Source organism: Halodesulfovibrio marinisediminis DSM 17456, assembly GCF_900129975.1.
Classification (GTDB): Bacteria; Desulfobacterota; Desulfovibrionia; order Desulfovibrionales; family Desulfovibrionaceae; genus Halodesulfovibrio; species Halodesulfovibrio marinisediminis.
Map to the genome: position 1 here is coordinate 91568 of NZ_FSRG01000003.1, position 25235 is coordinate 116802.

Sequence of the window (25235 nt, forward strand, 5' to 3'; positions counted from 1 at the left end):
GCACCTGTTACTTTGTAGAATCAGTCTTAATGACGGGAATTTTCTGACAGAACGTGATGGTATTCTTCTCCGTAAATCTTGAGCATTACCATAACAAAGCTCAAGATAAGTGGGCCGTACAGAATGCCGAGCATACCGAATGCCTTTAATCCGCCAAGGATGGAAAGGAAAATAAAAAATACGGAAACGCCTGAGCTTTCACGCATGAAGTACGGGCGCAAGAAGCTGTCGACTGCTGCAACAGGGATAGCGCCCCACAGCACCATAAATAATGCTGGTTGCCATCCGGATGTGACAAGCAGGTAAAGACTTGCCGGAATCCAGACTATGCCGGTACCTGCAATCGGGATAAGTGAGCAAAAACTCATTACCGTTCCCCAGAACAGCGGAGTAATGCCTACAAATGCAAGGCCGATACCGCCCACGAGACCTTGGATGATCGCTACAAGCAGACCACCTACCAGAACAGCTCGGGAGGTGGAACGTAGGGAATGCAGCAATGCATCTTCCTGAGATTCACGCATTGGCCATAGGTACTTAAGGCCTGCAATCATTTTGTTGCCGTCTTTGAGTAAGAAAAAGACAATAAGCAACATAAGCAGGAACTTGGCTACAAAGTTTAAGGTGTCTCCCAGTGCAGAGGTACCGAAAGTAACAACTTGTTGGCCGACAGTTTTTGAGATTGTTGCAAGGTATGATTTTATAGCGGCTTCGTTTATGTCAAAAAATGGAAGCTTTTCATGGAGCCATTGTAAGGTCGGGTTGTGCTGAATATCAGCAAGGAATGACTCGGACTGTGATTGTTGAAGCCATGTTGTCACGGCGTGCACACTGTCAACTGCTTGCGGGATAAGACTTGTAATAAAGAAAGTCAGCGGTACTGCAATGCAGAGAACAAGAAGCAATATACTAATGGTGGCAGCCCATATTTCGCGACCATGTACTATGGCTAAGATGCGTTTGTATACAGGGTAACAACATGCGGCGACAACAATGGATAGGATTATTGTGTGCAAAAACGGCGCAGCAATGAGGTATGCAAGGTACAATGAGAATGTGAGTAGGATAATGGTAAAATAGCGGAACAAATTGTTACGTGGGAACTTAAGGGTAGGCCCTATGTGGTCGGACTTGCACTGTAATGTTGAATTCTTTGTTTCTTCAGTCATAAGCGGGGTATTTATCCATATATAGGTTCATACGCGGAGGTAGGATTTCAGCGTATCGTTAAAAGCTTGTTGAGCTGCATTGTAGCCGTAATAGAATTTATCCGCCAATGAAAAATGTTGGATCATACTTTGGTATAGGATGGTTACAGGATGGTGCCCGCGAAGTTTTTAGATGTCTTCAAAAGCAGGAAGCAGCATGAGATGCTGACGGTAATCAACATAGTCGCCCCATGACCTGTCTTCCAGTTCCTCAATGGCTCCAACATTTTTCTGGAAAAGGGCAATAGCTATCCGGTCAATAATGCGGATTTGCATGCGCGCTTCCTCTACATTGATGGCAGGTGGCAGGTCACCGGACATCATGAGAGTTTCCATGTTGAAGCGCTGAAGTTTTCGTGTGAACTCGTTAGCATCAAATATGGCTTTATATAGGCGACGCCTGCGTTTTTCGAGATGTTGTTCGAGTGTGGCAGCGTTTTTTTCGCAATTGGAAGGGAGCGAAGTTAATACATCGACCCATGTGGAAAGCATAACGTTAACCAGCGGATCATGCGGCAGCGTTGTCATGAAAAATTGTACAAGCGCGTTGCGTAAAAATGGAACGTCTGGGATATTCGCAGTGCGTAGATAACTTTGTGTTTTTAGAGGGATAGTTTCTGGAGTCTTTGATAGTGACTGGACGAGGAATGTAACCGTTGTGTCATCAAGGTGCAGCCTTGCAATAAAGTCATCCCACATCCATTCAGGGATTGGAACAGAACATGTCTTTGTTGCCTCATGCAGGGTGATGCATGGTGTTTTTGTAGCAAGGCGGGAAGTGAGCTCCGCGATGTCGTCACTGGAAAGCGGCACTGTAAGGATTGGTTCCAGAGTGTGAAGTAACGTCTCATCTGGAAAAATAATATATTCAAAAAAAGGTTCGAGATCCGGATTGTCGCTGTCTGCGACAAGTGATTCAAGTTCAGAAAGAGTGCAGACGCCAAGGACTGTCTCAGCGTACTCCTTGACGTCTGCTGTGAATTTCTGTCCATTTTTCAGCCATTTGCTGAGTATGGAATAGATTGCTTCAAGATTGGTGTGCATAGAATGCAATTGAATTTTTTGTAGAATTAGCCGTTCTGCTTTTTCACATCATTCCAGAGCGCATCTTTTTCCTCAAAAGAAAGGTCAGAAAAAGTAAGACCGCGTTCATGCGCGAGAGCTTCCATTTTTTCGAATCGATCAAGGAATTTTAAGTTGGTTTTATCAAGCGCTGCGTTTGCTTTGATGCCCTTACGTCTGCCAAATTCAACCAATGTAAAGAGTACATCACCAAATTCAGCTTCAATGGCTTCATTGTCACCGGATTCAATAGCCTCAGCAAGCTCTTTCCATTCTGCTTCGTATTGTTTTTCTACATCTGCATCGTTGTTCCATGTGAAGCCGACACGAGCTGCTTTTGAGTTGAGACGGTATGCTTTGAGCAGGGAAGGAAGTCCGCTAGGGAGGCTGTCGAAGGTGCCTTTCGGTTTATCTTCGTCTTTTCCTTTCTTTTCTGCACGCTTAATTTTTTCCCAGTTAGCCCAGATTTCTTCAACGTTTTGTACGTCCATTTCGCCGAATACGTGCGGGTGACGTCGAATCATTTTTGCAGCGTTTTCCTGCATGGAGTCTGCAAGTGTAAAACCATCTTTTTCATACAGACTGCCGATGAAGAGCATGAGGAACATTACGTCGCCCAGTTCTTCACGTACATCAACTTTGTTACCACTACGAATGGCGTCTACCAGTTCGTAGGTTTCTTCAAGCAGGTAGTCGCACAGGGTTTGTGGAGTCTGTTCTTTGTCCCAGGGGCATCCATTTTCTCCGAGGAGCTCGTCAATTACGTTCCGCAGGGCAATCAGGGCTTCAGTAGTACTTTTATTCATTGTTTTGCTCTTCGTTTTTTTAGTTACGGTATGGAATTATATTGGGCACACACAAAAAAGCCCTTGTCGATGCAAGGGCAGTTAATCGTAAGGTACGGTTTATAATGTATCGGGAATAAACTGCCGCAGCATATCTGTGACGATGCGTAAATGGGGTACGAAGATAGAGGTCTTCACATGTTCTGCATTAGGGAAGAAATGTAAGACAAATGCAAGGATGATGCAGCAAAGAAGTACGCCTTTTGCGCCACCAAGTACTCCACCAAGGGTGTAGTCGAGCAGTGCCGCCCCGGTAGCACCGATGAGCTTACGAAGCAGTGCCGAAATAAGGGCAGCAACAACCAGTACGCCTATGAAGATAAGTGCGTATGATGCAACATTGGCCCATTTAGGGTCGATTAAAGATTCAAGATGGATTGCGAGCTGTTCATAATAGTTGTTGGCTAAAATAAAGCCACCAACTACACCGGCAATGGATGTAACTTCCAGAATGAGACCTCGGAAAAAGCCTCGGATGCAGAAAAATCCAGCAATGACAATAAATAGGAGATCAAGATAGTTCATGTACAGCCTACAAAAAAAGTAAATCGGTTTTGAATCTTTGCGAGTAGTAGCACAAAAAAATACGTTGGAAAAGACAGCGTTTTGCACAATTGCATTTGCGTTTGTTGGTAACTGTTAGTACTTTTTGTCAAAATGATTATGCGATTTTATTGCTTGTGCGTTTTTATTAGGGGAAATTAAAAGACCATGACGACTTCTAGCCTTGAAATAGGACAGACTTTTTCTGGTGATGTTCATGTTACTAATGGGAGAAAGCTGTTTTCAGCTGGACATGTCATTACGGAACAGACGTTACGTGTGCTCAAGATATGGGGAGTGAGGGACGTCCCTTTGCATGAGGTCGCAGATAGCGATTTCAAAGCGGCGCAGAAAGATAAAATTAATGACGTAGTTGCGGAACGTTTTACCCCAGCAATGCAGATGTTGTTTCGTGACAATGACATCGGAACATTCCCGATATCGTGCTTGTTGAGGGAATGTGTTGCCCTTGCAGATAAAGCAGAAGATTCTAGTGATGGATTTTTTTCTTATCTGCATACTTCTTCTATGCCTAATTTACAGTCATTTAATAGTATCGATTTAGTACCTAGTATTGATCTAGATGAGATCCTTTCAGGATATGATGGTTTTCCCGAAGATCTTTTTGCGCTAACGAATATGTTGAATGATGTCTATGTGACATCTGAGGCTGTTGTAGCTGCAGTAGATAAAAATAAAAGAGTAAAAGATAAATTGCTTAAGATATGTGAATCTTTAATTCATGTATCAAATTGTAAAATTACATCTGTCTATAGTTGTACTTCTTTTTTAGGAAACAGGACTGTATTGTATTTGGCGATTATGTTAGTGTATATTCATCATGTACAAGATTCATATAATTCTGCTATGATGATGCACTATTGTAGATATGCTATAACAACAGGTGTTGCTGCTCGATATATTGCGTCATCTATTGGTGTTTATAGAAGAGAATGTTTCTTTTCCAGTGGATTGTTGCGCGATGTTGGATGCGTTTTTTATAGTCGTAATTTTACTGATGAATACGAAAAAGTACGTCAAAAAGTGCTATGTGATGGATTATGTTTGTGTGCAGCAGAAGAAAAGTACATGAAGATGAACCATGCAGAACTTGGTGGACGTATTTTGAAATGGCTCGGATTTCCTGCTTCAATGGAAAAAAGTGTACAAGAACACCATACCGCATCCACTGATATAACCACAAAAGAACATGCTGTAATGCATATTGCAGAAATAGTAGCAAAAGCACTTACATTTGATCCTGTCTATGATGTTCCGGCCCCAGTAGTAAATGCTGCTGCTTGGGAGATGTTAAATATTACGGAAGCTACTTTTACCGATTTTGTGAAGATGATTTATATTAAGTCTAAAGAAATTATACGGTTGGCATATGCAGAATAAGACAGAACCTGTCGGTGTAGAGTACCTTAAAGACAGGGTCGTAAGGTTGGAGGATCAGGCACGATTTACTCTTGATGCTTTGGAACTTGCGGCGTCTCTCGGTGATTTTCAAGTGAGCATCAGCTCGCTGCACGAACCGACACTGTTGTTGCATGAGGCAGTTTCTCGAGCGGCTACAATTACACCTTTTACTGCAGCCGCTGTATATCTTGTGGATGAGGGCACATCCGATTTTTATCTGGCGTATTCAGACCAACATGACTGGAATGATAGAATAGAAGCTGCAATTAATTTGTTTATTGATAGCGGAATGTTTTCGTTTGCCCTTAGGGAAGGACGTCCTGTGGTTGTACATGCGGATGATCTGCAGCGCAGGGTTCTGCTTCATGTTCTGGAAACTTCTTCTCGTGTGCGTGGGATGTTTATCGGGGTTTTTCCTGAAGATACTAAAAACCTCACTGCTATCGAGATGGCACTGCTTTCTATTGTATGTAAGAATTGTGCATCTTCTGTGGAAGTTTTTGAGCTATATAAGTGTTTCCGAAGTGGCGGCGAGGATGTTGTAGCTTTTTCTGACTCGCTTCCGACCGGAGTGTTGGATATAGATGAAAGCGGGCGCATTCTTTTTGCAAATAAGATTGCCGGAAAATTGTTAGGCAGTGTCGCTGCGCCGCAAAAAAAGCATTTTATTGATTTTTTGGTGCCTGAAGAGCGGGATCGAGTTGAGTCTCTTTTAATAAGCTGTTTTGCATTAGGTGTACCTGTACGTGAATACCAAACAGAAACACTTGCAAGACCTCAAAGTACAATGCGAACGCAAACCGTGCTCGAGACAGTGGAAGGAAGAAAGGTCGTAACTCTTCATGTTACTTCGTTAAAGCGAAATGGTGCTATTGTTATGCGAGGAGTGTTGGCTCCGGCAGATGAAATGGTAACAGGAGTTGCACAGACAAAAGCTATTTAGTTCAGCAACTTCAATATTGTATTTTACTTTCTTTTTTTTTATTGTTTGCGTTGGATGTGTAAACAAAGGGACATACTATGCAGATTGAAATTAAATGTTTTGCCACACTTTCTGATTTTACGCCGGAAGGAAATCTGCTCTCTGTTGATGATGGAACCACCATCAAACAGGTCATAGATCTCCTTGGTATTAAAGTTGAAGATGTGAAAATTATGTTCATTAACGGAAAGCACGAAGCGTTGGAAAGCGTGCTGAAAGAAGGAGACCGGCTTGGCCTTTTTCCTGCCGTTGGTGGCGGCTAACTGGATTGATGACAAAACCGCACTCTGCAGCATTACTTCGGAAATGTCTGACTCTCATGTAGGTCAGGCTATGCTTCGTTCTTGACATTTCCTCGTACCTTGCATTGCATGAATTTGTCTCAATCTGTGGAAAGAATATTTTGTAACCAATCTTACTTAATAGTTTTTTACTATAAAAAAAGCCCTTAACTATGTTAGTTGAGGGCTTTTTCTTTACCATTCTTCGGAACCGGAGTTTTGTAGGTCAACGGCAATACAACGGAGTAGGCCGTAGTCGTATTTACCGTGCAGGGCGGCGTGAGCTCCCTTTATACCTGTTCCTGTGCCAATAGCAGCAGCCACTTCGGCGCGGACAGATTCAATTTCATCTGCGGTTAACTGTGCCGTTACAGCGGCAAGTTCAATTTCTCCCAGTTCTACAGCTCGTGCAATATGTCCATAGATGGTGCCTGGAACAAGGCTGCGTTCTTCTGCTACACGTAGAATATTTCCATATTCTTTGAACAGGTCAATTGACTTCTGCACAGTGCCGGTAATTGCTTTTCCGGCTTCTTTTTTCTTTTGTTTGGCAGCAGCACGTTGCGGCATTGATGGAAGTGAGTTTGGTCTGCCGTGTTCTGCTTCAAAGTTAGTTAATATTGTTAGTATGAGGTCGCCGTACATGGCGAGTTTGGTTTGGCCAATGCCGTGAATATTGCATAGTTCATCCTTTTGCGTTGGACGGTATGCAACCAGTTCCAGCAGTGTCTTATCCGGCAATACCGAGTAGGGAGGAATATTTTGCTCGCGTGAAACTCGGGTGCGTTCCATTTTGAGAAGATCCAGTAACAGGTTTGCATCTGGAAGACGTAACGCATCCTGCATGGCTGCGTCTGTTTCTTTTTTGCTCACATGCTTTACAGCAGTTGCAGATAGAGATTCTCGTCGTAAAGATACAGTTTTTTCACTTCGGAGAATTTGCCAGCTGATATCATTCAGTTTAAGACTGCCGTTTTCGGGATCTGAGTCGAGCATTTGGAGAGCTACAAGCTGCCTGAACACACCTTTCCATGTCTCTTTGCCAAGGTCCTTACCGCAGGCAAATGTCTTAATGTGGTTGTGTTCGTGCTCTGTGACGCGTTTGGTAAGGTTTCCGATTAAAATATCTGCAAGATGTGTTGCACCAAATCGCTGGCCGGTTCTGTACACACAGGAGAGCGCTTTTTGTGCGGCAATGGTACCGTCCCATGTTTCAATTGGATACAGGCACGTGTCACAGTTGCCGCATTTTTCTTTTCTGTGTTCTCCGAAATACGAAAGGATAACGTTGCGGCGGCACTCTGTGGTTTCGACAAAGCCGAGGAGCGCATTAAATTTGTGTTGTTCGATGATGGCTCGGTTGGTCGAGGAACGTGTAATCATACGCCGTGCAAGGACGATATCCTGCAAGTTATATAGCAGGAGCGCATCTGCAGGAAGACCGTCACGACCGGCGCGGCCTGTTTCCTGATGATAAGCCTCAAGGCTTTTAGGCAACCCCAAGTGCACGACAAATCGTACGTTCGGCTTGTTTACTCCCATGCCGAATGCAATGGTGGCAACCATGATGACATTTTCTTCCATCATGAATCGGGACTGGTTGTGGTTGCGCTGGATGGCGCTCATTCCTGCATGGTACGGCAGGGCATTGAATCCTGCATCAGTAAGCTTTGCTGCGACGTCTTCTACTTTTTTACGTGACTGGCAATAAACAATGCCGGATTCATTCTTGTAGTTATTGCGAATAAAGCTGAAAAGCTGATCAAGCCCTCGCTCCCTGTTCTGGATTGAATAGGTGATGTTTGGACGGTCAAAACCTGTTGCAAAGACAGGAGCCTGCTGAAGGTGCAGCTGTTCAGCAATATCTTTTCGGGTAGGGCTGTCTGCTGTCGCCGTGAGGGCGATAACAGGTACTTGCGGGAAGTGTTCACGAAGGATGGAAAGACGTGTGTATTCCGGCCTGAAATCGTGTCCCCATTGGGATACACAGTGGGCTTCATCAATCGTGAAAAGTGCTGGTTGAATTGTGTCCAGAAGGGCGAGGAAAACCGGCGTAACGAGGCGCTCTGGAGCAACATACAGCATGTCCAGTTCGCCGTTACGGAGCTGTTGTTCCACCATGCTTTGTTCTTGCGGGCTTTGGCTCGAGTTGAGGAAGGCAGCACGAACTCCCATTTGTACCAGCTCATTGACTTGATCTTGCATAAGCGCAATCAGCGGGGACACAATGATGCCTGTTCCCTTACGAATGATGGATGGTAACTGGTAGCACAGCGACTTACCGCTGCCTGTTGGCATAATAACAAGCGCATCACCACCACCAATCATGTGGTTGATAATATCTTCTTGTTTGCCTCTGAAATCTCTAAAGCCGTACGTAGTCCGAAGAATGTCTAATGGAGTCTGGTTCATTGTTCCCTCTTGTGAGCGGGAAGATAGCGTATGAACGTATGGTTAGCAAAGCTTTTGAAGAATGCTTACGACACCGTTTGCATGGTATGGTATTACGTGGTGACTAATCTTTATTAAGTGTTTTTGCCCATGGGTAGTTAAGGAACCATCCGCTGGAGCACATGAAAGAATGTTTTGGACAGTCTTCTGGAGTAAGGAAGTCTGGCGATTCCGGAAGTTCTGATTCTGTGATGATTTCCCCACGGCATCGGCAGCCAAGGGAGTAAGGCGGCAGCATGGCGATAAGATCAGGATGGGATGCTGGAATAATTTTTCCGCAAAGGCTTTCGCATGTTGTACAGGCTTCTTGGTCTTCAGGGATATCTTCAATGCGGTCTACAGTAATTTGCATGTAGAGTTTTTTATCTTCAATTAAGTTTCGCATTGTTTGCAGATGATTGGATCTCCACGCCATGACATTGTCCATGAAAGCGTTAAGGTCTTCTGGTGAAGCCTCGTTTTCTTCCATAAGTAGCCAGATAACCTGACCTGAAAGACGGGTGAAGAGAGGGTGGAGATTAGAAAGCGTTGTGTCGTCAGTCTGCATACAAAATATCCTTTAACAAAATAGGGGCGGTGAATTTTTATTCACCGCCCCGAATGGTCGAAGTCAGTGGACGTCTTCGGCTATCAAAAGTAGCGCGGAGAGTCCAGTATCATGGCATGTTGCTGTATACTATTCAGTAAATGCCAGTGGGATGATATCCTTGATATGTGAGGCTGTATGCACTTCAATTTTCTTAAGTAAGTCAGCTGGAACATCTTCAAGGTCTTTTTCATTCTGTTTTGGAATGCAAACGTGCTGTAATCCACGTGCAACACCAGCAAGAATTTTTTCTTTGATGCCGCCGACAGGTAGAACACGTCCACGCAGGGTTATTTCACCAGTCATGCACAGCTCTTGATTTACAGACTGACCTTTGAGCGCAGAAATAAGTGCAATAAGCAAGGTTACGCCGGCAGATGGACCATCTTTGGGGGTTGCACCTGCTGGAACGTGAATGTGGATGTCATGTTTATCAAGGAAGTCAGCGTCAATATCCAACTCTTCAGCGTTTGCACGTGCATAGCTGAGTGCTGCCTGAGCGGATTCCTTCATAACATCGCCAAGCTGACCTGTAAGGGTCAGTTTGCCTTTACCCTTCATAGGGGTAACTTCCACATTGAGCATAACACCACCGTATGGAGTCCAAGCCAGTCCCTGAGCTACACCTGGAATTAAGTCAGCATCTTTTTCTTCATCAATAAAGCGTGGGATGCCGAGCAGCTTCTGCAGTGTTTTGGCTGTTACTTTGTATGGACCAGCAGTGCCTTCTGCTTTTTGGCGTGCGAGCTTACGGCATACAGAGCCGATTTCGCGTTCAAGGTTGCGCAAGCCTGCTTCACGTGTGTATTCCTGAATGATTTTGGAAAGTACACTGTCTGCAATAGAGACTTCGTCTTTTTTTAAGCCGTTTTCTTCTGCTTGACGAGGCAGTAAGTAGCGGCGTGCAATACGTGTTTTTTCCTGCATGGTGTATCCAGGAATCTGGATAACTTCCATACGGTCAAGTAATGGGCCTGGAATGGTGTCCAGCTGGTTCGCGGTGCAGATGAACATAACTTTAGACAGATCGAACGGTACGTTTAAGTAGTGATCTGAGAAGTTGCTGTTCTGTTCCGGATCAAGCACTTCAAGCAATGCAGATGAAGGGTCGCCTCTGAAGTCGGAACCGAGTTTGTCGATTTCATCCAGCATGATAACAGGATTACGGGTTCCCATAAGTTTCATGGTCTGGATAATACGACCCGGCATAGCGCCAACGTAGGTGCGGCGATGACCACGAATCTCTGCTTCGTCCCGCATACCACCAAGGGAGATACGCTGGAATTTGCGACCAAGGGAGCGTGCGATAGAACGTCCAAGGGATGTTTTACCAACACCCGGAGGGCCTGCGAAACAAAGGATAGGTCCTTTAGATTTCGGATTAAGTTTGCGTACGGAAAGGTATTCAAGGATGCGATCCTTGACCTTTTCCAGACCGTAGTGATCCTCGTTCAGGATCTCCTGAGCCTTGAGAATATCAAGACGGTCACGGGAAAGCTTTTTCCATGGTAATTCAGAGAGCCATTCAAGATAGCTTCGTACAACGCTTGCTTCGGAAGATTCTGGATGCATGCTGGTAAGACGACGCAACTGTTTGGTTGCTTCCTTCTTAACATCATTAGGAAGCCCTGCTTTGTTCAGTGCCTCTGCAAGTTCCTCAGCTTCTTCCTCAGCGCCTTCTCCTTCACCAAGTTCGCTACGGATAGCCTTGAGCTGTTCGCGCAGGTAGTAGTCGCGCTGAGCTTTATCCATACCTTCACGAGCCATGGACTGGATGCGTGCCTGAACATTGGCAACTTCGGATTCTTTCTGAAGTTGTTTGTTCACGAGCTGAAGACGCTCAATCGGATCGTTGCACTCAAGAATTGACTGTGCATCCGGCACCTTCATACGCAGGTTGGCTGCAATCAGGTCTGCAAGGCGGCCTGGGTCGTGCACTGTGTTGAGAACAGACATTATTTCAGATGTGGCAACACCGCGCAGGGAGAGTATTTCTTCGCTTTGTTCGCGGACTGCTCGCATCATAGCTTCTGTTTCTACGGAAACTTCTTCAACTTCAAGCTCTTCAAGCGCATTTACTTCGGCCATCAGGTATGGCTCAGTGCTGGTAAAGCGTTCAACTTTTGCTCGGCTTACACCCTGTACGAGTACTTTCAGGCGTCCGTCAGGCATTTTCAGCATACGCATGATCATTACAACGGTACCAGTGTTGTGCAAATCTTCTGGAGAAGGATCTTCTGTCGCTTCATCTTTTTGCGTTGTAATCATCATGTAACGGCTGCCGTTAAGTGCAGCATCTACAGCCTGAACAGATTTTTCCCGCCCTACAAAGAGCGGAAGAATCATATAGTTAAAGACTACTATATCTCGAACTGGAAGTACTGGCAGTTCCGCAGGAAATTCCGGAAGTGTGCCTTCAGCATCGTGTTCCAACGCACCGGAAAGAACTTCTTCTTCGGTTATGATTGGTGTGCTGTTCATTGAATCATCGGTCATTGATGCCCTCCAAGCTGGGCAGAAACTGTGTTATATGTAGTTGCCATAGCTGTGGCAGTAAGTTCCAATTATCGTATGGAAAATTCGGAGAGAGGTTCATCTAAATCTGTCTCACACGGATTAACGTTCGTTATTTCTCCGCTGACAGGACCTCGCCAAAGTTCTTCTTCAAATTGTCTCAGGGTCGCAATGTCACCTTCCGCAACCACTTCCACACTGCCGTCTGGAAGGTTGCGTACCCAGCCAAGCAGCCCGTACGAAGTTGCTATATGGTGTGTCCAGTATCGGAACCCAATTTTTTGCACTTTCCCCGTTACAATATATCGCTGTCTGGCCATGATACGTCTCCTTTGGAGGTTGGATTATATATGTCCCTCGTCCTTCAGGCTGTAATATGTATCAGCAGTTATAATAAGATGATCGAGCAGTCTGATGCCTAATATGCGTCCAGCCTGAACAATATGCCTTGTTATTTCAATATCCGGTGAGGAAGGGGTAAGGTTTCCTCCTGGATGGTTGTGAACAATTACCAATGAACTGGCTTTGCGCTGCAAAGCTTGCTCCATGAGCTCCCTTGGGTAGATCATGGTTGTGTTAACTGTACCTGTTGAAATTCGTTCCCAAGAAAGGAGTCTGTTCTGGTTGTCTAAAAAGGCAGCCCAGAATTCCTCTTTCTCTTTTCGTCCCAGTCTAATGCGAGCCATTTCCGCCACTTCAGCGGGGCTGGAAAGCTGTTTTTTTTTGGGTAGGCCGGATTCCACATATCGGGAGAAAAGTTCCCGTAACAATTTCCAATGGCTAACAAGAGAGTTTCCAAAGCCTTTGAGCTTGAGCAGGTCTTCATCTTGCGCATCAAGTACGCCACGCAGTGTGCCAAAGCGGTTCAACAGTTCTTTTGCAAGTGGTTTTGTATCAGAACGTAAGATTACCGTACCAAGTACAAGTTCCAAAATTTCATAGTCTGCAAGAGACTGCTCGTCGTTGTTTAATTTTTCGCGCAGGCGCTTTCTGTGTCCATGATAGTGAGCTTTTTCTGTCATAATAAACAGGAATTGCGATGTGGCAAGCGGTAACAGGTGAATTTTAATTATATTTCATCAAAAAATGGGCATCAAGTAGAAAAAAAGAGGGTGATAAGCGGAAGAAATACGTAATAAAGCTATTTTTGCGGACTGAAAAGTGCAAGAAGACCGGCAACTAATATTTCCATAGCTTGTTCAGGTTTGCGCTCTCCGGTTTTGATTCCCATCTCCGCCTCAATGGCCAAATCCCATATTTTAGAAAGACGGATTGGCCCAAGGCTTGTTGCAAGACGCTTCTTTTGCTGGATAATCCCTGATGGCAGTCGTACAGTTTCACCTGCATATAGCTGCCATAAAATGCGAGCCTCACGCAGCAGCATGGCAAGGAAGGAGAAGATCATAGCTTCTCCTGCTGCCTGACTGGATATAACTTTTTTCCACACTTTATCGGGAGTTTTTCCAGACTGCAGTGCGTTGATGAACGCGAATATATCCATATCAGCATCGTGCGAAATATCTTTAATATGCTCTTCGGTAATGGTTCGGGATTCTCCTGCAGCCAGAGCAATCTTATCTAGTTCGTTTTTGGCAGCAGAGGCATCCTGAGGAAGAACTTGAGACAAAGAGTGCACGATTTTTGGATCAATGTGCATGTCGTTTTGTGCTGCCCACTGTTCAATGAAACCGCGCATAGCACGTTCAGTGAGACCGGCAGACTGCCATATCCAAGCTTTTTTTTCAGCGAGTTGCCAGCATGGAAGTTTTTTGACTGCAGCAGGTATTTTGGGTTTGCCCCGATCGTATGGTGCTTCAAGGCAGATGATAACCCATGCTAGAGGATTAAACTGGCCTAGGCTGGCACTCAACTTACGCCATGCATCAATAGGGAGGTTCTGTGCGTTGCGGATAAGAAGTACTTTAGGGGATGCAAATAGTCCTTGCAGCGTAAGATTCTCCCAGAAAACAGGTGGTAAGCCTTCGTCACTCCAGTAGACGTGTTTTTCCCACGTTCCTTCTGATGCAGCGTTTTTCTGCAACAGGGTGTCGATATAGTTTTTTGTCAGCTGGATGTCCGGGCAGACGCAAATGGAAAATCCGGGTCTTGGCATGTTTTTTCCTGTTTCCTCGAGTTCAAAAAGGCGTAGCAAGCACTAATAGTAGGCTTCGTGGTGTATAAAAATGATATTTACGGCCCCTGTTGCAAGTAAAAGAGGCTCGAAGTAATAACTCCGAGCCTCTTTATATACAATGGAATCGCGTTGGTCTACGGTCGGTACTGCAAAGCTAGAATGTGTTGCGCATCTGGTCGACCATTTTCTGAACCAGCAGGTTTGCAAGCTGGGTGCCGGCAATACGGGCATCCGAGACAGGGTATGATCGGGAAAGACTTGCGCTGCCAGACCATATCTCTTTGTTTTTGTCGTCGTACACTTTTGTATTGAATACCAGATTGACAGTGTACTCAAGGGTTTCTTCTTTACTGCCGAGTACGCGGCTGTCGATGGTGAATTTTTCAATGTCAATAACCATGCTGTAGTCAGAAGATTCCGACGCAGTCATGATGGCAATATTTCTATTGGTAATTTCGTCATACATACTGGAACGAACAACTTGGTTGATCCACGGGTAAATTGTAGAGTTTTTGACTTCTCTAATACGCATCGTGGAGGAACCATTGCCGAAAAGGCTTGGCTGGTTGTTTGTCAGGGAGTATCCGCACCCTGTAAGGGTAAGTGAAGCAAGTAAGCAAAGGGCAGCAACTATTCGGGATACAGAGGAAAAAGTAGGAAGCGTCATACCAAGGTTCCTGTAGTGTTGTTTGTGTCAAAAAAGAAAATACAGTTGGTTCGACCAAGTATAAGCAAAGTGATACCAACACGATAGTTGATAGCAGATGAAGTGTGATTACGTCTAGCTCCGTGTTTACTTACCGGATAAATAGAAACTTCAACAGGTACATATTTAAGTACATGCACGTACTTTTGATTCTGGAAACGTGCCGGAGAATATATGCAAATATGGGTAGATGCAGACGCCTGTCCTAAGGTGATAAAAGAAGTGCTTTTTAAAGTTGCGGTACGGAGGAAGGTTAAGACGACATTGATTGCTAATAGTCAGTTATCCGTGCCGTTATCTCCGTACATTGATTTTATCCGTGTGAAGAATGGATTTGATGAGGCGGATAATGAAATAGTAGCTCTTGCAAGTGCTGGTGATCTTGTTGTAACTGCTGATGTTCCTCTTGCGGATAAAATAGTTGAGAAGGGCGCAGTTGGGTTAAACCCCAGGGGACAGTTGTACACAGTGGACAACATTAAAGGACTGCTACGGATGCGTCACTTAATGGAGGAGCTCCGAAGCGGTGGGATGGTTTCCGGTGGACCTGCTCCACTTGGTGCACGGGATAAACAGGAATTTACCAATCAGCTAGATAAGTATGTAACCAGACGGGTGAAGGAAGAAGAGTTGTAGCTTTTTGCTCAATTGTACGCGAGGGAATAACTAGTTCTTTAGCTCAAAAACTCATTCAAAAAGAAAGCTCCCGAATTGTATCGGGAGCTTTGGTTTTATGAAGATGAGGACTCATCTTTTTTTGTTTTTTTCTTTGAAAATGGCTTTGTTAATATATTTTTAGTTTTTCCTGCCGCTGAAGAGATTTTCTTTCCAGAATGTTTCACACCGCGTTTAACAGCTGAGTTTGCCTTAGCAGCACCTTTTGCCGTTTTTTTGCTTACAGAATGTAGGCCGTTTGCTGTGGATGCTGCTGCATTGCTGACTCCCTTTGTTGCGGCACTGGTAGCAGAAGACGCTACAGAAGCTACGTTTGAAATATTTTCAGAAACAGAAGTTGCAGTGGCAGAAATTCCCTTACCCGCACAGCCTGCCGCTTTAGAGACACCTTTTGCCGCGTTAGTAGCAGCGGTTGAAACGCCCTTAGAAGCTGTAGAGGCGACATTTGTGACTCCGCTTGCCACACCACTGGCAGTTTTCTTTGAAGCCTGTGTCAGGTTTTTTCCTGTGTTAGAAACCCCTGAGGCAACTTTTTCAGCTGTACCAGAAACACATTCGCGAGCGGAGTTGAGGATATTTTTTCTTTCATTTGCAGATGTAGCAGTGTTTTCTAAGTATTCGTCCGTACCATCAGCAGGGCATGGTTTTGAAGATGGTGTGATGCCACGTACAGCGTCCCATGCTTTTGCCATACTACGTTTTACAGTCTTAGATGCTCCAGAAATAAGTAACTGTGCAACTGTTGCAATAGTGTCGCCTGATGTGCGCATGAACATACCTGCAGCTTCGCGGGTTGCAGATTTACGAAGCTCTTTCTTACTTAGCAGATCATCATCTGTATAAATACTCATATAATCTCGGGCGATAATACCGCAGCGCATGGTCAGTAGAGCGTTCATAGAGCCATCAAGAAGGGAAGCTGTAATGACAGAAGCGATTGCTTGTGCTCCGGGGACGCTTCCCATGACTGATGTTGCGACAAGTGGACCTACAATTTGTTGTGTGTATTCTTCCACAACAATATCTTCCATAGCGCCAGCAAAAAAGGCTGTAGCTACGACGTTTTTATAGAGAGTAATCAGGTCGCTTACATGAGGGCGTTGTGCATACAGCTTTGTGATCTTGTAAATAAGGTGCGTAATGAGCGCGAAAACGATCAGTGTATCCAGCCTGCCGTTTTGTGCCGTGGCAGTACCGATAAATACGCGCTTGGATGTTTCTTCGATAAGACGGTTTGCTTCTGTTTCAAGTGCGACAATGCCGTCTATAATTTCCTGTTCGCTTTTGCACGGTAACTGTTGGGTTTTAATGAACGGGTTACACTGCAAACGTGCAACATATGCTTTGCGGTACTCTTGAATTTGTTCTTCAGTAGGGTCTTGCGGAATAAGCAGTGGTTTCGGAAAGAAAAACAGAGTTAATCCTGCATACCCTAGAACTCCGCAGCCCAATACTGTCAGTGCCCAGAAAACGATAGGCACATATGTAGGGTCAATGTAGGCAAATACCTCAGCTATCGTACGGATGCCTGAAAGCAATAACGATCCAAGGGCGATGGAAATAACACCGCCAAGAGTAATGAGAATAACTTTGATTTTTGATTGCATTTGAATCCAGAAAAAAGTCCGTGCACTACAACACGGAGCTGAAGTTGCGCGTTTGATTTTTAATTCCTCGCGCATTGTCTTCAGAATGTGAAGTTATTTTTTTGTAAGGTTGAGAGTAAGCTTTAACGAGCCTTCCATGTTTTTGTGTGCGATGTGTTGCTTTCCGACGTCTTGACAATTTTATTATGCTGGTAGGTATGTTGGTCAATTATCACGCGGTGTAACCTTGCAGACTTGAATGATAAAAAAAGGCTGTCCTAATTACTAGGACAGCCTTTTTATTTTTATGCAAGATGGCGGAGCAAAAGCCGCGAGGCTATGAAAGCAACGAGCTTAGCTCGCATTTAAAAGTTTTTGTCTCCGCCGGAGGCATGCAAAAACTAATTTGCTACGATGTTAACAAGCTTGCCAGGAACAACGATCACTTTACGGATGGTCTTTCCTTCGATGTGCTTGAGAACGTTTGCGTCGTTTTTAGCAAGTTCTTCTACTTCATCTTTGCTTGCAGCAGCAGGTACTTCGAGGCGAGCACGAACTTTACCGTTTACCTGTACTACAACGGTGAGCACGTCTTTAACCATTGCTTCTTCGCTGTAGGTTGGCCACTGAGCGTGTACGAGGCGATCAGTGTGACCAAGCATTTCCCAGATTTCTTCACAAAGGTGTGGAGTGAACGGGGACATGAGGTTGATAACGGTGCTGATTGCGGAAGAAAGAACCTTGCGGCCTTTTTCGTCGCCTTTGAGTGCGTCTTTAGCGAGGTAGAGTTCGTTAACCAGCTCCATGACTGCTGCAATCGCGGTGTTGAATTGGAAGCGCTGCTCGATATCGTCGCCAGCCTTTTTAACGGTCTCGTGCTCTTTGAGACGAATATTCTTTGCTTCTTTGCAAGTGCAGTCGTCAGCAGTGGAAGAACAAGGAGCAGCTGTAAGGAGTTCGCCTTCGAGTTCTTCAATGAGACGCCAGATGCGGTTTACGAAGCGGAAGGAACCGTCAATGCCGGACTCAGACCATTCGAAATCACGCTCTGGTGGTGCTGCGAAGAGACAGAAGAGGCGAACGGTATCTGCACCGTAACGTGCAATCATATCAGTTGGGTCAACTACGTTGCCTTTAGATTTGGACATCTTGGAACCATCCATAAGTACCATGCCCTGAGTGAGCAGGTTGGAGAATGGTTCATCAAAGTCTAAGTAGTCGCAGTCACGCAGAGCTTTGGTAAAGAAGCGTGCGTAGAGCAGGTGAAGAATTGCGTGTTCAACACCGCCAATGTACTGATCAACTGGTGCCCAGTAGTTGAGAGCTTCCGGAGTAAACGGAGCTTCGTGGTTCTGAGCGTCTGTGTAGCGTGCGAAGTACCATGAAGATTCAACGAAGGTATCCATGGTGTCTGTTTCGCGGCGTGCAGGCTTACCACATTTAGGGCAGGTGCAGTTGATAAATTCAGGGGTATCTGGAAGCGGAGAACGACCGTCCTGATGAGTCTGAACGTTCAGTGGCAGTTCGATAGGAAGGTTTTCTTCTTTTTCTGGAACGATGCCACATTCATCACAGTAAACCACAGGGATTGGAGCACCCCAGTAGCGCTGGCGGGAAATGTTCCAGTCGCGAAGACGGTAGTTGATGGTCTTTTTACCGCAGGTATTTTCCTGCAACCATACTGCAACCTTGTCTTTGCCTTCTTCGTTGGTCAGGCCAGAGAAATCGCCGGAGTTTACCATAACGCCAGGAGCGGTATACGCTTCAGTCATGGTAGTAGGGTCAAGCTTTTCATCTTCAGGCTGAATAACTACATTGATTGGCAGGTCATATTTGCGAGCGAATTCGAAGTCACGCTGGTCGTGTGCAGGTACTGCCATAACAGCGCCTGTACCGTAATCAACGAGAACAAAGTTTGCTACGTAAACAGGAACCTTGGTACCGTTCAGAGGGTTGATGCAGTATGCGCCGGTGAAGATACCTTCTTTTTCGAGGTTGTCAGAAGTGCGCTCGATGCGGTCCATGTTTGTGATGCGTTTTACGAAAGCGCGTACATCATCAGCCTGTTCTTTACCTTCGATGAGTTTTTCCACCATTGGGTGTTCTGGTGCGAGGCTCATGAAAGATACGCCGAATGCAGTGTCAGGACGGGTGGTGAATACAGGAATAACTTCTTCGGAGTCTTCTACTTTGAACTCAATTTCTGCACCGACAGATTTGCCGATCCAGTTCTCCTGCATGGAGATAACACGATCAGGCCAGCCGCCTTTGAGTTTTTCAAGGTCAGCAAGAAGTTCTTCTGCGTAGTCAGTAATTTTAAGGAACCACTGTGCAAGGTCGCGCTGTTCTACAACAGTGTCGCAACGCCAGCAAAGACCGTCTTCTACCTGTTCGTTAGCAAGAACGGTGTTACAGGTTGGACACCAGTTCTGAGCCTGACGTTTACGATAGAGCAGACCTTTTTCAAGAAACTTGAGGAAGAACAACTGTTCCCAGCGGTAGTATTCTTTATCGCAGGTAGCGAGTTCACGACGCCAGTCGAAAGAGTAACCGAGGCGGGAAAGCTGGCTACGCATGTTGTCGATGTTGGAATGAGTCCACTTTGCTGGGTGAATGTTGTTTTTGATAGCTGCGTTTTCTGCAGGAAGACCGAAAGCATCCCAGCCCATAGGATGCATAACGTTTTTGCCTTTCATACGCATGAAACGTGCTACAACGTCACCTAGGGAGTAGTTGCGAACATGACCCATGTGAATGTTGCCGGAAGGGTACGGGAACATTTCCAGAACATAGTGTTTAGGTTTGTCCGATGTGTGATCGGTGTGGAAATCGCCGTTGGTAGCCCAAGTTTCCTGCCACTTAGTTTCTATGGCTTGTGGATCATATTTCATTGCCGACAGTTCCTTTAGTCTTTGGCTCATTAAAAAAGTCTGCTGCACAGGGTGCTATAGAAAGGCGTCTCTGTCAGGAAATGCTTGCCTTAAGCAGACATGGAGACGGACCTTCGATAACGATTACGAAATTTTCAAATACAATCTAGTCGTTGAAACTTTCTTTGGTGCTGCGTAACAAGTTTTTGATTCTTTATAAAAAATATAGGCAGTTACACTTTTCTATACTGTTTGCGTAGAGCGTATTGAAAAGTGTGGAGCTTCATACTTAATTTTACTGCTTTGCAATACAAAACTACCTGTTCTTCGGCAAGAGAAGTAAGGTGTGTTTTATGCAAAAATGTCATTTTTAACGGGATATGCCCGGACACCTTTTTAGGAGTCCGGGCACAAAAAAACGCTATATAAGAAGGCGGCTGAAATAACTATACATAAGTAATCCGTAGTAGAGGAGTTTGGAAAAGCTTCTCAAATACTTGCGGGTAACGGGCTTCCTCTTGCCATGGCAAGGCAGGCATGTTTACCGGGGGGATGCTTATGTATACATTAGTTTCTTAATACTTAACTTCCAGTTTGCCTTCTTCCAGAGCTTTTGCAGCAGCGTCTAGTAGACCGTTAACGAATGGACGGGAACGGTCGTCACCAAACTGCTTTGCAAGTTCGATAGCTTCGTTGATTGCAACTTTTGGTGGAATGTCATCACGGTAGAGCATTTCAAAAACTGCAAGACGGAGCAGGGTGATCTCAATTTTACCGATGCGATCCACTTTCCAGTGGCGGGAGAACTGAGCGATCACATCATCGAGAGCGCGGTAGTTACTCCACACGCCTTCGATAAGCTCCCAAGTGAAGCCTTCAGGCTGACACTGGGCTTCCGGCTTATCCGCATTGTCAGGAGAAGTCATGTATGCTTCCTGCAGTGCTTCAATGGTCATAGCCGGAGAAAAGTTTAAGCCGTACAGAAACTGGAATGCTTGTGCACGTGCCAACTTACGTGGTGTTTTTTTTGCTTTGGTAGCCATATATTACAATTGCTCCAGAACACGGTATGTTTCAAGCATGGCAGATGCGGCTTCAACGCCTTTGTTGCCACCTTTGGAGCCAGCGCGTTCAATTGCTTGTTCGAGGGAATCGCAGGTGAGCAGACCGAAACCAACCGGAATGCCGGAATCAAGGCTTACCTGAGCAAGACCCTTTGCACATTCATTACATACAAAATCAAAGTGAGGAGTAGCGCCGCGAATAACCGCGCCAAGTGCTACGATGCCATCGTACTTACCGCTCTCAGCCAGTTTTTTAGCAGCGATAGGCATTTCAAATGCACCCGGAAGTTTAACAATAGTCATGTCTTCGCGGTTACCGCCGTTACGAGCAAGGTAATCTACTGCGCCACCAACAAGACGATCAACAACGAAGTCGTTGAAACGGGTTGCGATGATAGCAATTTTAAGACCTTTAGCGTCGAACTGACCTTCGATAGTATTGATATGCAGCATAGTATAATCTCCTTCTTAAGGCCGGCTTTTGCTCCATCAGCAAAAGCGGGTCGGTAAGTATAGAACAAGCTCCCTAGCCCTGAAAAGAACTATTTTTAGGGTTAGGGAGCATATTTTCAACTCAATTAATGGTTACTGATTGGAATCATTAAGATGTTCCAACATGTGTCCCATTTTTTCTTTTTTGGTGCGCAGGTAATCTTCATTGAATTCGCAGGCGTTCATTTCAATAGGAACACGTTCTACAACTTCAATTCCGTACCCTTCGATACCAACAATTTTTTTAGGGTTGTTGGTCATCATGCGCATTTGGCGTACGCCAAGGTCAACCAGCATCTGTGCGCCGATGCCGTAGTCACGAAGGTCAGCTTTAAAGCCGAGCTTTTCGTTTGCTTCTACGGTGTCGTAGCCCTGATCCTGAAGGTTGTAGGCCTTGATTTTGTTAGCAAGGCCGATACCGCGCCCTTCTTGGCGCATGTACAGGATGATGCCCTGATCTTCTGCCTGAACTTTGCACATTGCGTTTGCGAGCTGGTCGCCGCAATCGCAGCGCATGGAGCCGAGTACATCACCGGTGAGGCATTCGCTGTGTACGCGAACGAGCACTGGCTTGCTGGAATCAATTGGACCCTTAACAAGAGCAATATGAGTTTCCGGCTCAAGTTCGTTTTCGTATGCGATGATTTTGAATTCACCATACTTGGTAGGCATCTCTGCTTCGGCAACGCGTGTAACGGAAAGTTCGTCAGGACGCATGCGGTAGCGGATAAGATCGCGGATAGTTGCGATTTTCATGTCATGCTTTTTAGCAAATTCGATGAGGTCAGGCATGCGCGCCATTTCACCGTCATCTTTCATGATTTCGCAGATTACTGCTGCACCTTTAAGGCCGCCAAGTTTAGCAAGGTCTACAGAACCTTCTGTCTGGCCTGCACGAACGAGTACGCCACCTTTCTGGGCACGCAGAGGGAAAATATGACCCGGAGTAACAATATCATCCGGTTTTACGTCGTCTGCAATAGCTGCAAGAATAGTAGTAGCACGGTCTTTAGCGGAGATGCCGGTAGTAACGCCAGCACGGGCTTCAATGGAAACCGTAAAGTTGGTACCGAATTTGGAACCGTTACGCTGGGTCATCATAGGCAACTCAAGCTTGTCCACCCACTCAGGAGCAAGCGCAAGACAAATAAGTCCGCGACCGTGTGTTGCCATAAAGTTAATAACTTCAGGTGTTACATGCTCAGCAGCAATTGTAAGGTCACCTTCGTTCTCGCGATCCTCGTCATCTACGAGAATTACCATTCGACCTTTTTTAATCTCTTCAATGGCCTCTTCGGCCGTACACATTGGCATTGTCGCACCTCGTTGTATGTTCTTAAACTGCATGTCCCACGAAGCAGATTAATGAATGCGAAAATTAGAATCCGTTTTTTCTGAGAAACTCTTCAGTAATAGAGCTAGGAGCAGATTTTTCCTGCGCTGCATTGGGCTGCCATGCACCAAGCATACGTTGAACGTATTTTCCAATAACGTCCGTCTCTATATTAACACTGTAACCCGGATTCCACTGGGCTATTGTTGTAATTTTTTGAGTTTCAGGGATTATGTTTACTTCCAGAAAATTGTTTCCACAAGCATTAACTGTGAGGCTGATTCCGTCCAGAGTCACAGAACCTTTTGGGATAACCTGTGCTGCGAACTCCTCTGGGAACGTAATTCTATAGATTTTTGAAAGTCCAGCCGGACGAACAGAATCTACAGTGCCGATACAGTCAACGTGTCCACTTACAATGTGACCACCAAGACGGTCACCCATTGCAAGAGCGCGTTCAAGGTTTACGCTGCTGCCCGTCTTGAGCTTACCAAGGTTGGTAAGTCCCATAGTCTCTGCAGATGCATAAACAGTGAACCAGTCTGCGCCGAAATCTTCAACGGTAAGACACACGCCGTTTGTTGCGATGGATTCACCGAGTACGTAGTCAGTGAGTTCGCAGCGTGGCTTAATTGTAAGGCGAGTTTCTTTGCCCATATTCTGAACAGAGCGGATTTCGCCCTGTCCAAGGATGATTCCTGTAAACATGCTACATTTCCTGTCGACGAAGTGTCAGTATAACATCTTCGCCGCTTAGTTCCGTTTTGATAATCCGTAAGCGGAGCGCTTCATCCATGGTTGCTATGGTTCTACCGGAAAAGATGTCAGGCGCGCTTTGATCTCCGACAATTTTTGGAGCCATATGCAACTGGAACTCGTTTACCAGATTGTTTTCAAGAAGCGATAATGCCAATTTTCCCCCGCCTTCGCAAAGGGTGTAGAGGCAGTTTTTTTCCTGACGCAGCCAGGTGAGCCCTGCTGCAATATCGAGCTTGCCGTCGTGTTCCGGCAGGCTGATAACTAAACAACCTAACGATTGAAGCTTGCTTGCAGTTTCAGATAAGGCTGATTTTTCATTTGTCCAGAAAATAACTTGCTCAGGACGATCGTTAACCAGCGTGAATTGTGCAGGATGTTCCGGCAGGCGCTTGGTCACGATTACAGCAAGTGGTTGGCGCTCAACGCCTTCAAGGCGACAGGTGAGCTGCGGATTGTCTGCATAGAAAGTTCCGCCGCCGACGATTACAGCATCAACTTTTTTTCTAAGCTCATGAACCCGCTTGCGGGATTCTTCACCGCTGATCCACTGGGAGTGTCCTGTTCTGGTGGCAATTTTCCCATCCAAGGTAGAAGCAAGTTTCAGTGTAGTAAACGGGTAGGGGGTTTGAATCCATGTGAGAAAGTCAGCTACTAGTTCTCGGCATTCTTCTTCAAGGAGGCCTGTTTCAACAGCTACGCCGTTTTCCCGTAAAAACTCTGCGCCGCCTTTTGCTTTTGGATTCGGGTCCTGTAAGCCAATGACAACATGCTTGATACCGGCCTCCAGAATGGCTCGTGAGCACGGAGGAGTTTTCCCGTAGTGGTTGCAAGGCTCAAGCGTTACATACATTGTGCAGTTTTCAGGAGAAATCCCTTTTCCGGCGGCATCTTTAAGGCATTCTATTTCAGCATGTGGCTGACCGCAGGCTGTGTGGTAGCCTTCTGCCACAATTTGCCCGTGCTGTACCAGCACTGCGCCAACAGTAGGATTTGGAGCTGCTGCACCGCGTCCTTTTTCTGCAAGTGCAATTGCATGGCGCATGAAGTGGGCATTAGGATGCTGCATTGATGCCTCGGATTACATGGTCAAGTTTAATAAATGGAACGCCTGCTTCCTGAACCATCTCAGTGGCAAGTTCATCGTTGTAGCCTTCAACGTAGTAGACGGCTTTAATGCCGCAGTTGAGAAGCATCTTAGTACAGATGAGGCAAGGCATGGTGGTGCAGTAAATTTCAGCACCGGCAAGTGATACGCCGTGTACTGCAGCCTGAATAATGACGTTCTGTTCGGCATGGAGTCCCCGGCACATTTCATGTCGTTGGCCGGAAGGGATACCAAGTTCTGCACGAAGACATCCGATATCGAGGCAATGGGATGTATCGGCAGGGGCACCGTTATAGCCTGTTGCAAGAATGCGCTTATCTTTAACTGCAATTGCGCCAACTTTGCGGCGGGTGCAGGTTGAGCGCTCGGCAACCATATAGGTAATGTCCATGAAATATTGAGGCCAAGGAAGTCTCTGTTGCATTGGTGTTAACTCCAACAGGGTGTGTTTCTAATAAAATGGTATTAAAAAAATTTTTAGGTACATGTACGATAGGTATGTCGTATGCCGCAGTCAAGGCACCATATATAATTTAGAAATACGCCCAAAGTATAAAAGCATAGAAGGCTGAAAGTTAGGCAAAAAAAAGGCCGGGGAGGTAAGCCCCGGCCTTGTG

At 45.6% G+C, this 25235-nt stretch carries 23 protein-coding genes; 4 read left to right on the forward strand and 19 right to left on the reverse strand.

Going from position 1 to position 25235, the window contains the following annotated elements:
* Positions 1-26 precede the first annotated feature (26 nt).
* From BUR09_RS00485 to BUR09_RS00500, 4 genes are all read right to left on the reverse strand, one after another.
* On the reverse strand, positions 27-1169 hold the full coding sequence (locus tag BUR09_RS00485; protein WP_074215010.1) for an AI-2E family transporter: 1143 nt from the start codon (positions 1167-1169) through the stop codon (positions 27-29).
* Between the two features lie 168 nt (positions 1170-1337).
* Positions 1338-2252 (reverse strand): hypothetical protein, encoded by a 915-nt coding sequence (locus BUR09_RS00490; protein WP_074215011.1) that lies wholly within the window; start codon positions 2250-2252, stop codon positions 1338-1340.
* A 26-nt stretch (positions 2253-2278) separates the two neighbouring features.
* Positions 2279-3076, reverse strand: a complete 798-nt coding sequence (gene mazG, locus BUR09_RS00495) for a nucleoside triphosphate pyrophosphohydrolase (protein ID WP_074215012.1) — start codon at positions 3074-3076, stop codon at positions 2279-2281.
* Positions 3077-3175: 99 nt separating this feature from the next.
* Positions 3176-3640 (reverse strand): CvpA family protein, encoded by a 465-nt coding sequence (locus BUR09_RS00500; RefSeq protein WP_074215013.1) that lies wholly within the window; start codon positions 3638-3640, stop codon positions 3176-3178.
* Positions 3641-3826: 186 nt separating this feature from the next.
* Between BUR09_RS00500 and BUR09_RS00505 the strand changes: the two genes are divergently transcribed.
* From BUR09_RS00505 to BUR09_RS00515, 3 genes are all read left to right on the forward strand, one after another.
* Complete coding sequence (locus BUR09_RS00505; RefSeq protein ID WP_074215014.1) at positions 3827-5059, forward strand: HDOD domain-containing protein; 1233 nt, start codon at positions 3827-3829, stop codon at positions 5057-5059.
* Positions 5049-6023: a GAF domain-containing protein gene (locus BUR09_RS00510; RefSeq protein WP_074215015.1), complete on the forward strand. Its 975-nt coding sequence runs from the start codon at positions 5049-5051 to the stop codon at positions 6021-6023. Before BUR09_RS00505 ends, BUR09_RS00510 begins: the two co-directional genes overlap by 11 nt.
* Positions 6024-6100: 77 nt before the next feature.
* The gene (locus BUR09_RS00515) at positions 6101-6325 is read left to right on the forward strand and encodes a MoaD/ThiS family protein (RefSeq protein WP_074215016.1); all 225 of its coding nucleotides are present in this window, start codon (positions 6101-6103) and stop codon (positions 6323-6325) included.
* Positions 6326-6538: 213 nt separating this feature from the next.
* Here BUR09_RS00515 and recQ read toward each other — a convergent pair whose 3' ends face one another.
* From recQ to lptE, 7 genes are all read right to left on the reverse strand, one after another.
* On the reverse strand, positions 6539-8755 hold the full coding sequence (gene recQ / locus BUR09_RS00520) for a DNA helicase RecQ (RefSeq protein ID WP_074215017.1): 2217 nt from the start codon (positions 8753-8755) through the stop codon (positions 6539-6541).
* A gap of 103 nt (positions 8756-8858) precedes the next feature.
* Positions 8859-9341: a hypothetical protein gene (locus BUR09_RS00525; RefSeq protein WP_074215018.1), complete on the reverse strand. Its 483-nt coding sequence runs from the start codon at positions 9339-9341 to the stop codon at positions 8859-8861.
* A gap of 129 nt (positions 9342-9470) precedes the next feature.
* Positions 9471-11876 (reverse strand): endopeptidase La, encoded by a 2406-nt coding sequence (gene lon / locus BUR09_RS00530; RefSeq protein ID WP_074215019.1) that lies wholly within the window; start codon positions 11874-11876, stop codon positions 9471-9473.
* A gap of 68 nt (positions 11877-11944) precedes the next feature.
* On the reverse strand, positions 11945-12214 hold the full coding sequence (locus tag BUR09_RS00535; RefSeq protein ID WP_074215020.1) for an acylphosphatase: 270 nt from the start codon (positions 12212-12214) through the stop codon (positions 11945-11947).
* A 24-nt stretch (positions 12215-12238) separates the two neighbouring features.
* On the reverse strand, positions 12239-12916 hold the full coding sequence (gene radC, locus BUR09_RS00540; RefSeq protein WP_074215021.1) for a RadC family protein: 678 nt from the start codon (positions 12914-12916) through the stop codon (positions 12239-12241).
* 119 nt (positions 12917-13035) lie between these two features.
* Positions 13036-14007: a DNA polymerase III subunit delta gene (holA, locus tag BUR09_RS00545; RefSeq protein ID WP_074215022.1), complete on the reverse strand. Its 972-nt coding sequence runs from the start codon at positions 14005-14007 to the stop codon at positions 13036-13038.
* Between the two features lie 175 nt (positions 14008-14182).
* Positions 14183-14695, reverse strand: a complete 513-nt coding sequence (gene lptE / locus BUR09_RS00550; protein WP_074215023.1) for an LPS assembly lipoprotein LptE — start codon at positions 14693-14695, stop codon at positions 14183-14185.
* Between the two features lie 213 nt (positions 14696-14908).
* Here lptE and BUR09_RS00555 point away from each other — a divergent pair, with 213 nt between their 5' ends.
* Positions 14909-15370, forward strand: a complete 462-nt coding sequence (locus tag BUR09_RS00555; RefSeq protein WP_074215024.1) for a YaiI/YqxD family protein — start codon at positions 14909-14911, stop codon at positions 15368-15370.
* Between the two features lie 95 nt (positions 15371-15465).
* On the opposite strand, the gene BUR09_RS00560 is transcribed toward BUR09_RS00555, so the two are convergent.
* The 8 genes from BUR09_RS00560 to BUR09_RS00595 form a co-directional block, all read right to left on the reverse strand.
* Positions 15466-17016: a DUF697 domain-containing protein gene (locus tag BUR09_RS00560; RefSeq protein ID WP_074215025.1), complete on the reverse strand. Its 1551-nt coding sequence runs from the start codon at positions 17014-17016 to the stop codon at positions 15466-15468.
* Between the two features lie 380 nt (positions 17017-17396).
* The gene (leuS, locus tag BUR09_RS00565) at positions 17397-19886 is read right to left on the reverse strand and encodes a leucine--tRNA ligase (protein WP_084539270.1); all 2490 of its coding nucleotides are present in this window, start codon (positions 19884-19886) and stop codon (positions 17397-17399) included.
* 554 nt (positions 19887-20440) lie between these two features.
* Positions 20441-20908, reverse strand: coding sequence for a transcription antitermination factor NusB (gene nusB / locus BUR09_RS00570; protein ID WP_074215026.1), 468 nt, complete (start codon positions 20906-20908; stop codon positions 20441-20443).
* Positions 20909-20911: 3 nt separating this feature from the next.
* Entirely contained in the window at positions 20912-21382 is a 471-nt protein-coding gene (ribH, locus tag BUR09_RS00575) for a 6,7-dimethyl-8-ribityllumazine synthase (protein WP_074215027.1), read from the reverse strand.
* Positions 21383-21514: 132 nt separating this feature from the next.
* Positions 21515-22735, reverse strand: coding sequence for a bifunctional 3,4-dihydroxy-2-butanone-4-phosphate synthase/GTP cyclohydrolase II (locus BUR09_RS00580; protein WP_074215028.1), 1221 nt, complete (start codon positions 22733-22735; stop codon positions 21515-21517).
* A gap of 64 nt (positions 22736-22799) precedes the next feature.
* Positions 22800-23462: a riboflavin synthase gene (locus tag BUR09_RS00585; protein ID WP_074215029.1), complete on the reverse strand. Its 663-nt coding sequence runs from the start codon at positions 23460-23462 to the stop codon at positions 22800-22802.
* 1 nt (position 23463) lies between these two features.
* The gene (gene ribD / locus BUR09_RS00590) at positions 23464-24579 is read right to left on the reverse strand and encodes a bifunctional diaminohydroxyphosphoribosylaminopyrimidine deaminase/5-amino-6-(5-phosphoribosylamino)uracil reductase RibD (protein WP_074215030.1); all 1116 of its coding nucleotides are present in this window, start codon (positions 24577-24579) and stop codon (positions 23464-23466) included.
* Positions 24566-25042: a deoxycytidylate deaminase gene (locus BUR09_RS00595; protein WP_074215031.1), complete on the reverse strand. Its 477-nt coding sequence runs from the start codon at positions 25040-25042 to the stop codon at positions 24566-24568. The genes ribD and BUR09_RS00595 overlap by 14 nt, the downstream gene beginning before the upstream one ends.
* Positions 25043-25235: the final 193 nt, after the last annotated feature.

Excerpts from the sequence above, each read along its gene's own strand:
- BUR09_RS00485 (WP_074215010.1), bottom strand. The coding sequence starts at position 1,169 with ATGACTGAAGAAACAAAGAATTCAACATTACAGTGCAAGTCCGACCAC.
- BUR09_RS00490 (WP_074215011.1), bottom strand. The coding sequence starts at position 2,252 with ATGCACACCAATCTTGAAGCAATCTATTCCATACTCAGCAAATGGCTG.
- mazG (WP_074215012.1), bottom strand. The coding sequence starts at position 3,076 with ATGAATAAAAGTACTACTGAAGCCCTGATTGCCCTGCGGAACGTAATT.
- BUR09_RS00500 (WP_074215013.1), bottom strand. The coding sequence starts at position 3,640 with ATGAACTATCTTGATCTCCTATTTATTGTCATTGCTGGATTTTTCTGC.
- BUR09_RS00505 (WP_074215014.1), top strand. The coding sequence starts at position 3,827 with ATGACGACTTCTAGCCTTGAAATAGGACAGACTTTTTCTGGTGATGTT.
- BUR09_RS00510 (WP_074215015.1), top strand. The coding sequence starts at position 5,049 with ATGCAGAATAAGACAGAACCTGTCGGTGTAGAGTACCTTAAAGACAGG.
- BUR09_RS00515 (WP_074215016.1), top strand. The coding sequence starts at position 6,101 with ATGCAGATTGAAATTAAATGTTTTGCCACACTTTCTGATTTTACGCCG.
- recQ (WP_074215017.1), bottom strand. The coding sequence starts at position 8,755 with ATGAACCAGACTCCATTAGACATTCTTCGGACTACGTACGGCTTTAGA.
- BUR09_RS00525 (WP_074215018.1), bottom strand. The coding sequence starts at position 9,341 with ATGCAGACTGACGACACAACGCTTTCTAATCTCCACCCTCTCTTCACC.
- lon (WP_074215019.1), bottom strand. The coding sequence starts at position 11,876 with ATGACCGATGATTCAATGAACAGCACACCAATCATAACCGAAGAAGAA.
- BUR09_RS00535 (WP_074215020.1), bottom strand. The coding sequence starts at position 12,214 with ATGGCCAGACAGCGATATATTGTAACGGGGAAAGTGCAAAAAATTGGG.
- radC (WP_074215021.1), bottom strand. The coding sequence starts at position 12,916 with ATGACAGAAAAAGCTCACTATCATGGACACAGAAAGCGCCTGCGCGAA.
- holA (WP_074215022.1), bottom strand. The coding sequence starts at position 14,007 with ATGCCAAGACCCGGATTTTCCATTTGCGTCTGCCCGGACATCCAGCTG.
- lptE (WP_074215023.1), bottom strand. The coding sequence starts at position 14,695 with ATGACGCTTCCTACTTTTTCCTCTGTATCCCGAATAGTTGCTGCCCTT.
- BUR09_RS00555 (WP_074215024.1), top strand. The coding sequence starts at position 14,909 with ATGCAAATATGGGTAGATGCAGACGCCTGTCCTAAGGTGATAAAAGAA.
- BUR09_RS00560 (WP_074215025.1), bottom strand. The coding sequence starts at position 17,016 with ATGCAATCAAAAATCAAAGTTATTCTCATTACTCTTGGCGGTGTTATT.
- leuS (WP_084539270.1), bottom strand. The coding sequence starts at position 19,886 with ATGAAATATGATCCACAAGCCATAGAAACTAAGTGGCAGGAAACTTGG.
- nusB (WP_074215026.1), bottom strand. The coding sequence starts at position 20,908 with ATGGCTACCAAAGCAAAAAAAACACCACGTAAGTTGGCACGTGCACAA.
- ribH (WP_074215027.1), bottom strand. The coding sequence starts at position 21,382 with ATGCTGCATATCAATACTATCGAAGGTCAGTTCGACGCTAAAGGTCTT.
- BUR09_RS00580 (WP_074215028.1), bottom strand. The coding sequence starts at position 22,735 with ATGCCAATGTGTACGGCCGAAGAGGCCATTGAAGAGATTAAAAAAGGT.
- BUR09_RS00585 (WP_074215029.1), bottom strand. The coding sequence starts at position 23,462 with ATGTTTACAGGAATCATCCTTGGACAGGGCGAAATCCGCTCTGTTCAG.
- ribD (WP_074215030.1), bottom strand. The coding sequence starts at position 24,579 with ATGCAGCATCCTAATGCCCACTTCATGCGCCATGCAATTGCACTTGCA.
- BUR09_RS00595 (WP_074215031.1), bottom strand. The coding sequence starts at position 25,042 with ATGCAACAGAGACTTCCTTGGCCTCAATATTTCATGGACATTACCTAT.